The 9567-nt window shown below is 74.5% G+C and carries 7 protein-coding genes and 1 tRNA gene; 4 read left to right on the top strand and 4 right to left on the bottom strand.

The genetic code is table 11. The features are described from left to right. On the top strand, positions 1 to 643 hold a 643-nt coding region (locus BGO22_RS17145; protein WP_286851909.1), incomplete at its 5' end, for a PepSY domain-containing protein. Here the strand turns inward: BGO22_RS17145 and BGO22_RS17140 are convergent. After that, entirely contained in the window at positions 644 to 1774 is a 1131-nt protein-coding gene (locus BGO22_RS17140; RefSeq protein ID WP_254668099.1) for an ABC transporter ATP-binding protein, read from the bottom strand. It abuts the gene before it with no gap. An 83-nt stretch (positions 1775 to 1857) separates the two neighbouring features. Between BGO22_RS17140 and BGO22_RS17135 the strand changes: the two genes are divergently transcribed. From BGO22_RS17135 to BGO22_RS17125, 3 genes are all read left to right on the top strand, one after another. Continuing rightward, the gene (locus BGO22_RS17135; protein WP_070397348.1) at positions 1858 to 3465 is read left to right on the top strand and encodes an ABC transporter permease; all 1608 of its coding nucleotides are present in this window, start codon (positions 1858 to 1860) and stop codon (positions 3463 to 3465) included. Positions 3466 to 3566: 101 nt separating this feature from the next. Beyond that, positions 3567 to 4007 (top strand): twin-arginine translocation signal domain-containing protein, encoded by a 441-nt coding sequence (locus BGO22_RS17130; RefSeq protein WP_070397349.1) that lies wholly within the window; start codon positions 3567 to 3569, stop codon positions 4005 to 4007. 37 nt (positions 4008 to 4044) lie between these two features. Next, positions 4045 to 5298 carry a spore maturation protein gene (locus tag BGO22_RS17125; RefSeq protein WP_070397350.1) on the top strand — a complete coding sequence of 418 codons (1254 nt, stop codon included), beginning with the start codon at positions 4045 to 4047 and terminating at the stop codon, positions 5296 to 5298. 16 nt (positions 5299 to 5314) lie between these two features. Here BGO22_RS17125 and BGO22_RS17120 read toward each other — a convergent pair whose 3' ends face one another. The 3 genes from BGO22_RS17120 to BGO22_RS17110 form a co-directional block, all read right to left on the bottom strand. Next, a complete protein-coding gene (locus BGO22_RS17120; protein WP_070397351.1) occupies positions 5315 to 5746 on the bottom strand; it encodes a VOC family protein in 432 nt (143 codons plus the stop codon). A 161-nt stretch (positions 5747 to 5907) separates the two neighbouring features. Next, positions 5908 to 5982: transfer RNA gene (locus BGO22_RS17115), tRNA-Arg, on the bottom strand. Positions 5983 to 6037: 55 nt separating this feature from the next. Next, positions 6038 to 9502, bottom strand: coding sequence for a translocation/assembly module TamB domain-containing protein (locus BGO22_RS17110; RefSeq protein ID WP_286851905.1), 3465 nt, complete (start codon positions 9500 to 9502; stop codon positions 6038 to 6040). Positions 9503 to 9567: the final 65 nt, after the last annotated feature.

Below are 9567 nucleotides of genomic sequence, written 5' to 3'. Positions count from 1 at the left end.
GCACGGCAGCCTGGGCCTGGGCACCGGCGCCGTGCTGCTGGCCTTCCTGCTCACGGGCCTCACCTGGACCGGCGTGACCGGCGAGCGCTGGCTGCAGGCCTGGGGCAGCTTTCCCGCCGAGCAGTGGGACGCCGTGCCGCTCTCGGGTGAAGCGCACGCGGTGCTGAACACGGCGGGTCTGCAGGAGGTGCCCTGGGGCCTGGCCCAGACGCCGCTGCCGGCCTCGGGTTCCGGCGCCGGCAGCGAAGGCCTGGCCGCCCACGCGCCGGTGGACCTCGACAGCGTCGCCGCCTTTGCGAAGCAACTGGGCTTTCAGGGCCAGCACCAGATCGCGCCACCGCGCGATCCGCGCGGCGTTTACACCGTCTCGGCCAGCACCATGAGCGGCGACCTCGGCCAGCCCACGGCCGACCGCACCGTGCACCTGGACCGCTACAGCGGGCGCGTGCTGGCGGACATCCGTTTCGCCGACTACGGCGCCATGGCCAAGACCATGGCCGTGGCCATCGCCCTGCACCAGGGCGACATGGGCTTGTGGAACGCGCTGCTCAACCTGGCCGCCTGCGCGGCCGTGGTGCTGCTGTGCGCGGCCGGTGCGGCGATGTGGTGGCTGCGGCGCCCGGGCCGCGCGCGGCCCGGCTGATCAGCCGCTCGCCAGCGGCGCGCCGGGCGAGCGGTGCACGCCCGGCGCGGGCGGCGAGGAGGCCGGGCCGTTGCGCTCGAAGGTGACCACGTGGTCCACCTCGGCGCGGATGCCGATCCACTCGCCCACCGCGTGGTTGTGGTGCGAGGGCACGTGGGTCATGAGCGTCTCACCGCTGGCCAGGCGCAGGGTGTAGAGGAACTCGGAGCCCCGGAAGGCCTTGCGCACGATCTGCGCCTTCACCGGCGCGGCGTCGTCGTGCACGATGTCGTCGGCGCGCAGCAGCACGTCGCACAGCCCGGACTCATAGGCATTGGGCAGCGGACATTCCTCCATGTCCTGCAGGGCCCCCAGGGGGGTCTGCACGGCCACCTGGCCGCCGTTCTGCAGGATCTGCGCGGGCGCGAACACGCCGTGGCCGATGAACTCGGCCACGAAGCGCGTGGCCGGGCGGTGGTAGAGCGCGTAGGCCTCGTCCCACTGGTGCAGCCGGCCTTCGTGCATCACGCCGATGCGGTCGCCGATGGCGAAGGCCTCCAGCTGGTCGTGCGTGACGAACAGCGCCGTGGCGTTGGCGGCCTTCAGGATGCCGCGCACCTCGTGCGCGAGCCGCTCGCGCAGGTCCACGTCGAGGTTGGAGAAGGGCTCGTCGAGCAGCAGCAGGCGCGGGTTGGGCGCCAGCGCGCGCGCCAGCGCCACGCGCTGCTGCTGGCCGCCCGACAACTCGTGCGGGTGGCGCGTGCGCAGGCCCTCCAGGCCCACCAGGCGCAGCACCTCGCCCACGCGCGCCTCGCGCTGGGCGCGGGGCATCTGGTGGATGCCGAAGGCCACGTTGGCCGCCACGTCCAGGTGCGGGAACAGCGCGTAGTCCTGGAACACCATGCCGATGCGCCGGCGCTCGGGCGGCAGGTGGTGGCCGGGACTGCTCACGGTCTCGCCGTCGAGCACGATCTCGCCGCCCTGCGCGCGTTCCAGGCCGGCCACCGCGCGCAGCAGCGTGGTCTTGCCGCAGCCCGAGGGGCCGATCAGCACGCCGATCTCGCCCGCCGCCAGGCCGAAGCTCACGCCATCGACAGCCGGGTGCGGCGCGCCGGCGTAGCGCACCTGGAGTTGCGAGACCTTCAGGAACATAGGGCCCATTGTAGATGTCTACAATTCTCATTTGCGTTGGTGCGGTCGATCCTTTGGGCCGCGGCGCCCCAAAAGAACCTTCCATGCCGCGCTGGCCCGCTCAGGTGCTCTTGTTGCTGCTGGCCGCCGCGCTGGTGCTGCCGGTGTTCGCGCTCGCCGCCTCCTGGTTCGGCTTCGACGCCGCCGCCCGGGACGTGCTCTCGCAGATGGCGCAGACCGTGCTGCCCGAGTACACGCTCACCTCGCTGCTGCTGTGCGTGAGCGTGGCGCTGGGGGTGGCGCTGGTGGGCGTGCTCACGGCCAGCGCGGTCACCCTGTTCGACTTTCCCGGCCGGCGCAGCTTCGAATGGGCGCTGCTGCTGCCGCTGGCCATGCCGGCCTATGTGGTGGCCTATGCCTACACCGACTTCCTTCAGTTCAGCGGCCCGCTGCAGACCGGGATGCGCTCGACTTTCGGCCTCAGCGGCCGCCTGCTGCCCGAGGTGCGCAGCACGGGCGGCGCGGTCTGGGTCTTCACCTTCACGCTCTATCCCTACGTCTACCTGCTGGCGCGCACCGCGTTGGCTGAGCGCGCCGCGCAGCTGATGGAGGCCGCGCGCCTGCTGGGCGCGCCGCTGGGCCGGCGCATCCGCACCGTGGCGCTGCCGCTGGCGCGCCCGGCCGTGGCGGCCGGCGTGGCGCTGGCGCTGATGGAAACCCTGGCCGACTTCGGCGTGGCCAGCTACTTCGGCATCCAGACCTTCACCGCCGGTGTCTACAAGGCCTGGCTGGTGATGGACAACCGCCTGGCGGCCGCTCAGCTGGCCACGCTGCTGCTGCTCACCGTGGCCGCGCTGCTGTGGGTGGAGCAGCGCGCGCAACGGCGCATGCGCTTCGCCACGCTGCGCGGCCAGCGCGCCGGCAGCGCCGAGGCCCAGCCGGTGCGCCTGCGCGGCGGGCGGGCCGCGCTGGCGGTGGGGGTGTGCGCGCTGCCGGTGCTGGCCGGGTTCGTGCTGCCGGTGCTGTTCATGCTGCACCCGCTCATCGGCGGCTGGGACGTGCTGCCCTGGGGCCAGTTCCAGCAGTGGGCGCGCAACAGCGTGTGGCTGGCCGGCCTGTCGGCCGCGCTGGCGGTGCTGATCGCGCTGGCGCTGGGCTTCTCGGTGCGCGCGCGGCCCTCGGGGCTCACGCGCGGCGTCTCGCAGTTGGTGAGCCTGGGCTACGCCATCCCGGGCGCGGTCATCGTGGTGGGCCTGCTGCTGCCCGTGGGCTGGGTCCAGGAGCGTTGGCCCGAGGCCGGCGTGGGCTACTGGGTCACGGCCACGGCGCTGGGCATCGTCTGGGCCTACCTGGTGCGCTTCACGGCGGTGGCCCTGCAGTCGGTGCAGGCCGGCTACGCCCGCATCCCCGCCAGCCTGGACGACTCCGCCCGCATGCTGGGCACCACCGGCGCGGCGCTGGCCATGCGCGTGCACTGGCCGCTGCTGCGGCGCGCCACGGCGGCGGCCGCGCTGCTGGTGTTCGTGGACGTGATGAAGGAACTGCCCGCCACCCTGGTGCTGCGGCCCTTCAACAGCGACACCCTGGCCGTGGTGACCTACAACCTGGCGCGCGACGAGCGCCTGGGCGAGGCCGCGCTGCCCGCGCTGGCCCTGGTGCTGGTGGGCCTGATCCCGGTGATCCTGCTCAGCCGCACGCTGCGCGGCAAGTGAAACAACCCGCCGCGCGCCGGCGTAAGCACTTGTATGCCGCCTTGTGCGCCGGTGCGCGTGCTGCTTCAATGCCGCGCATGGAACCGCTACCCCCCCACCCCATGCCCGACCGCCGCCAGCTCCTGGCGCTGGGCGCCGCCACCGGCGCCGCCGCGCTCATGGCCGGCTGCTCGGTGCTGCCCTCGCTGCCCGTGCCGGGCCGGCAGGCGCCGGCCGCCGACCCGGCCTACCGCCGCACCGCCGCCAACCACCTCTACCGCCGTTACCCGCAGCGCATCTACCCGGGCAAGCTGCCGCCCATGCTGTACGCCATCGGTGTGCTGGAGGTGGTGGTCGAAGGCAACGGGCGCGTCGGCTCCTTCAAGTGGCTGCGCTCGCCCACGCACGCGCCCGAGGTGGTGGCGCAGATCGAGCGCCTGGTGCGCGACGCCGCGCCCTTTCCCTCGCCGGGCAGCCGCACCAGCTACATCGACACCTGGCTCTGGGACCGCAGCGGGCGCTTCCAGCTCGACACGCTGAGCGAAGGCCAGCTGCAGGGCTGAACCGGCCCCCTCGCCGCAGGCCCTACCATCGCCCCCCATGGCGATGAACTGGGCCTGGATCGGTCTTTTCACGGTGGCTTTCGCCACCGCCCTGGTGCGTTGGGCCCTGGGCGAGGACGGCATCCTGCCGGCGCTGCTCGGCGCGCTGTTCGACGGCGCGCGCTCGGGCTTCGAGATCTCGCTCGGTCTGGCCGGCGTGATGGCGCTGTGGCTGGGCCTGATGCGTGTGGGTGAGCGCGCGGGAATGATCGAGCTGCTGGCGCGCCTGGCCGGGCCGCTGCTGCGCCGCCTGTTCCCCGAGGTGCCGCAGGGCCACCCGGCGCAGGGCGCCATGACCATGAACATCTCGGCCAACTTGCTGGGCCTGGACAACGCCGCCACGCCGCTGGGCCTGAAGGCCATGCGCGAGCTGCAGTCGCTCAACACCGCGCCCGCCGGCACCGCCAGCCACGCGCAGATCATGTTCGTGGTGATGAACACGGCCGGGCTCACGCTCATCCCGACCTCGGTGATCGCCATCCGCCAGAGCGTGGCGCTCAAGCAGGGCCTGGGCGCCGACTTCAACGCGGCCGACATCTTCCTGCCCACGCTGCTGGCCACCTTCATCGCCTTGCTGGCCGGCGTGCTGGCGGTGGCCGTGTGCCAGCGCCTGCCGCTGTGGCGCGCGCGTTTCCTGCTGCCCGTGCTGGCGGTGGGCGGCCTGCTGGCGGCCGCCGTGGGGGGCATGGCCCGCCTGCCGGCCGATCAGGCCGCGCGCATCGCGGGGACCACGGGCGCGGCCGTGATCCTGGGGGTGGTGATGCTGTTCCTGCTGGCGGGCGCGTGGCGGCGCGTGAACGTCTACGAGGCCTTCATCGACGGCGCCAAGGACGGCTTCGGCGTGGCCATCCAGATCGTGCCCTACCTGATCGCCATCCTGGTCGCCGTGGGCCTGTTCCGCGCGGCGGGTTGCATGGACTTCCTGCTCGCGGGCATCGGCGCCGGGGTGTCGGCCTTGGGTCTGGACACCGACTTCCTGCCCGCGCTGCCTGTGGGCCTGATGAAGGTCTTCTCGGGCGCGGGCGCGCGCGGGTTGATGATCGACGTGATGCAGGTGCACGGCGTGGACTCCTTCGCCGGGCGCCTGGCGGCCATCGTGCAGGGGTCCACCGAGACCACGTTCTACGTGCTCGCGGTGTACTTCGGCAGCGTGGGCGTGCAGCGCACGCGCTACGCGCTGGCGTGCGCGCTGTTCGCCGACGCGGTGGGGCTGGTGGCGGCCATCGCCATCGGTTACGCGATGCTGCGCTGAGCCGGCCCCGGCCGCTTCAGGGCTGCTTGAAGTTCTTCGGCCCGCCGTTGACGCCCCAGGGCGTGCCGAAGCGGTCGGTGACCATGCCGAAGGTCTGCGCCCAGAAGGTCTCGCTCAGGGGCATGGTGACGTTGCCGCCCTCGCTGAGCGCCTGGAACACGCGCTGCGCCTCGGCGGGGGTGTCGAAGCTGATGGCCATCATGGCGCCCGCGATGCCCTTGAACTCCATGCCGGGCGGCGTGTCGCCGGCCATGATCGTGAAGCCGGGGTGCACCAGATGGGCGTGCATCACCAGCTTCTCGGCGCCCGGCGCGCAAGGGCCCATCTCGGGCGGCATGTCACCGTAGGTGAGCAGCGTTTCCAGCTTCGCGCCGAACAGCTTGGCGTAGAAGTTCATGGCTTCGGTGCAGTTGCCGTTGTAGGACAGGTAGGGGCTGAGCGAGGTCATGCGGGGTCTCCGGTTGGGGGTGATGAAGGCTGGGGGGATGGCCCCGGCAGGCTTCATGCCCACGACGGATGGGGACGCGGCGTTTCGACACCGGCGCGGGGGCGGGCCGACGAACGGTGCGGGAGCGGGGGGAGGGGAGGCCGGGAAGCCGGGAAGTGGGGTGGTGCCTCCGGCAGGAATCGAACCTGCATCTAGCGCTTAGGAGGCGCTCGTTCTATCCATTGAACTACGGCGGCGCGGGGAGCGGCGATTGTATCGGCGGGGTCCGCGCCGCCTGGTCGTGCGCAAGGCCTAGTCGTAGCGCAGCGTGAAGATCAGGTCGATGGCGTTCTCGCTGCCCGCGCGGGCGCGCACGGTCACGCGGCGCGACACGTCGTAGAACATGGACACGGTGCTCAGCGTGCCCGCCAGGCTGCGCTCGTAGCTCAGGTACAGGTTGTCGGCGATCTGTTTGCCCAGGGTGACGGCGGCCGAGGTGGAGCCGCTGTCGCCGGTGGCGCTGGCGCTGCTGCCGGTGAAGCTCAGCGTGTCCAGGCCCAGGGCCTGGGCCAGGCCGCCGTCGAGCGGGCCGCCGTCGCTGCCGGCCAGCAGGGCCAGCGCGGCCTGCTGCAGCACGGCGGCTTCGGCGCCGGCGCCGCTGGCCGGGCGGCCCAGCACGAGATAGGCCAGCTTCTCGCTGTCGGGCATCTCGGGGTCGGAGAACAGGCGCACGCGCGGCGCCTGCGCCGTGCCGGTGATCTGCACGCCCACGCGCTGCGCGGTGTTGGGGCGCACGGCGGTGATGTCGAGCAGGGGGTTGTCGTAGGCGCCGGCGAAGCCCAGCACGCCGGACTCGATGGCGAGCTGCTGGCCGTAGGCGCGGTAGGTGCCGCGCGCGGTGCGCACCTCGCCCACGATGCGCGGCGCCGGGTCGGGCGGGTTGGTGCGGATCTCCAACTGGCCGGCCAGGCGCGTCTGCAGGCCCTGGCCGCGCAGCTCGAAGGACGGGCCCAGGTCGACGGTGATGCGCACGTCGGGGACCACGGGCACGCCGCCGCGCCGGTCGATGGGGTACTCGGTGCCGCGCACCACCACATCGTCGCCCAGGCTGGGCGCGGCCTCGTCGGGCAGCACGATGAGGGCCTGGTCGGCGCGCAGCTGGCCGCGCAGCCGCAGGGCCGCGCCTTCCAGTCGAGCGCTGACTTGGCCGCTGACGGTGACGTTGCGGTCCGGGCGCGAGGAGGCGCGCAGCTGCTCGGCGCTCACGTCCAGCGCGATCAGGGGCTCGCGCACGGTGGCGCCGTCGCGCTGCACGCGGCGCCATTCGGCGCTGCCGGTGGCCTGCAGCACGCCGCCGCGCTCGGCGCCGCCGCGGCCTTCGAGGCGGAAGCGCTCGATGACGAGGCGCTCGCCCGCGAGCGTGGCGCGCAGCTCGCCGCCCCGGAACACGATGCCGTCGACCAGCGAGCGCAGGGCCAGGTCCTTGGCTTCCAGCAGGCCGGTCAGCTGCGGCGCGGCGCGGGTGCCGGCGATGTTGAACTCGGCGCCGAGGCTGCCGCGCACGCGCCAGCCCGGCGGCGCCAGCACGCTCCACACGCCCACCTCGGGCAGGCTGGCGCGCACGCGGCCCGACAGCGGCGCACTGTCGGGCCAGTGCCAGGCGCCGTGTGGGGCGTCGGGGGGGGCCAACTCGCTGCCCAGGTCGGCCTCGGCCTGGCCGAAGCGCTCGCTGTCCCAGCGCAGGCGCGCGCTGACGCGCCGGCCCTCGGTGCGCAGTTCGAGCTCGGCGGTCTTCACGCCGGCCTGGATGCGGTGCGCGCTGGCGCGCGGGTCGTCGAAGGCGCCCAGGGTCTGCACGGCGAGGTCGCCGCCGCGGCGCTGCAGCAGGGCGCTCAGGCGCGGCGGCTCGCTGGCCTGGGCCGGCAGGTTCAGGTCCCAGCGGCCGTCGAAGACCAGGTCGCCGCCCAGGCCGGCGCGCGCCAGGGCGCCTTCGGGGTCTTCCTCGCTGAGGGTGAGCGCGTCGGCCCAGGCCAGCGGCAGGCCTTCGATGCGTCCGCGCGTCTGCAGGGCGCCGCCGCGCCAGATGAGTTGCTCCCAGGCCAGGGTGACGGGGGCGGGCGCGGCGCCGCCGGCGCGCCTCGGCTGGGCGTGCAGGCGGGCACCGTCGAGTTCGGCGTCGATGGCCCCTGCGCGCGGCTGCCAGCGCGCGCGCAGGGGCGAGTCGCTGGTCAGCGTCCACGACACGGCGCCGCCGTTCCCGCCGGCCGTCGCCTGGCCTGCGCCTTGGCCGTTGCCGGTTGGCGTGGCCGACAGCCTGAGCCGGCTCAGGGCCAACTGGCCGCGCCGCGCGTCCAGCGGCAGGCCGATGAAGCCCAGCTCGCCGGCGGTGTCCAGCTCCGCGCGCCAGCCCGAGGCCTCGGCGCGCGTGCGCAGCGCCAGGGCCAGGGCCTCGGGCGGGCCCTGCACGGTGAGGCGCGTGGCGCCCAGTTCCAGGGCCAGGGGGGCATCGCCGCCACGGGCCAGGCGCAGGCGCTCGGTGCCCAGGCTCAGGTCCAGGCGCGGCGCGGCGGCGCGGCCCGGCCCGGGGAAGCCGAAGGCGCCCAGGCCGCCCTGCCAGCGCAGGCGGGCTTGCGCCTGGCCCTCGGCTTGCCCGTCGGCCAACGCCGCCAGGACCGTTTTCAGGTGGTCGCCGAGCAGCGGCGCCTCGCCCAGGGCGCGCACCCAGGCCAGCAGGCGCGCGCCGTCGGCCAGGTCCAGGTTCAGCTCGCCCTGGCCTTGCGCGTGCGCGAGCAGGCCGCTCCAGCGCGCGCGCAGGCCCGGCAGCGTGGCGTCGAGCGAGCCCTCCGCCAAGGGGCGCGCGGTGTCGATGCGGCCTTGGGCGTTCAGCACGCCGTCGAGCGCGTCGAGGCGCGCCTGGCGCAGGGTGAGCTGGCCCTGGCCGGGCGTGTCGCCGGGCTGCCAGCGGCCTTGCAGCAGCAGTTCGCGCAGGCGCCAGGCCTCGGCCGCGCTGCGGCGGGGCTGGCGGCCGGCGGGCGCCACGCGGGCGTCGATGTCGATGGCGGGGTGGGCGGCGTTCGGGTCGACGGCGCGGGCGTCGACGCGGGCGTCCAGGGCGGCCGGCGCCAGCGCGCTCCAGGCCAGGGCGGGGTTCAGGCCACTGGCGCGCAGCTGGCCCCGCCAGTCGCCCAGGGCGGAGGCGGCGCCCTCGGCGGGGGCGTCGCGCCGGCCCTCGGCCCGCACGCGGCCGCCGGCCAGGGCGGCGTCCAGGCGCTCCAGGGTCCAGCGCGCGCCGCTCTGCACCACCTCGGCGTCGATGGACTCCAGCGGCAGCCGGCGCCGGTCCAGCGGGCCGGCCGATTCGTTGGCCAGCGCCAGTCGCGCGCGCCAGTCGGCGCCGTCGGGTCGGGCCTGGGCGGTGCCGGTGAGCGCGGTGGTGGGGGCCTGGGGCCACAGCAGCGCCAGGTTCAGGCGGAACAGGCGCAGGTCGGCTTCGGCCAGGGGCTGAGGGGCCCAGGGGCGCAGGCGCGCGGTGCCGGCCAGGGTGGGGGTGGCCTCGGCGCGGCCCACGGGTTCGATCTGCGCGACCAGGTCGAGCGCGGCGCCGGCGCCGGCCAGCGCGCCCTGGGCGGTGGCGCGCGCGCGCAGGTCGAGGCGCCCGCCTTCGGGCACCTCGGCGCTGAGTTCGCCTTCGGCCTGCAGGCGCAGCGGCATGGGCGCCTGCGCGCCCAGCGTGGCCTGGGCGCTGTAGCGGCCCTCGGCCCATTGCAGCGAGCGCAACAGCAGGGTGTGCGCCTGTTCGGGCCCATTGCAGCGAGCGCAACAGCAGGGTGTGCGCCTGTTCG

It is taken from the genome of Hydrogenophaga sp. 70-12 (assembly GCF_001897365.1).
Lineage (GTDB): Bacteria > Pseudomonadota > Gammaproteobacteria > Burkholderiales > Burkholderiaceae_C > Hydrogenophaga > Hydrogenophaga borbori.
This window is presented reverse-complemented; position numbering and strand designations above follow the sequence as displayed.

Coding starts and splice junctions, on each gene's coding strand:
- BGO22_RS17140 (WP_254668099.1), bottom strand. CDS start 1,774: ATGTTCCTGAAGGTCTCGCAACTCCAGGTGCGCTACGCCGGCGCGCCG.
- BGO22_RS17135 (WP_070397348.1), top strand. CDS start 1,858: ATGCCGCGCTGGCCCGCTCAGGTGCTCTTGTTGCTGCTGGCCGCCGCG.
- BGO22_RS17130 (WP_070397349.1), top strand. CDS start 3,567: ATGCCCGACCGCCGCCAGCTCCTGGCGCTGGGCGCCGCCACCGGCGCC.
- BGO22_RS17125 (WP_070397350.1), top strand. CDS start 4,045: ATGGCGATGAACTGGGCCTGGATCGGTCTTTTCACGGTGGCTTTCGCC.
- BGO22_RS17120 (WP_070397351.1), bottom strand. CDS start 5,746: ATGACCTCGCTCAGCCCCTACCTGTCCTACAACGGCAACTGCACCGAA.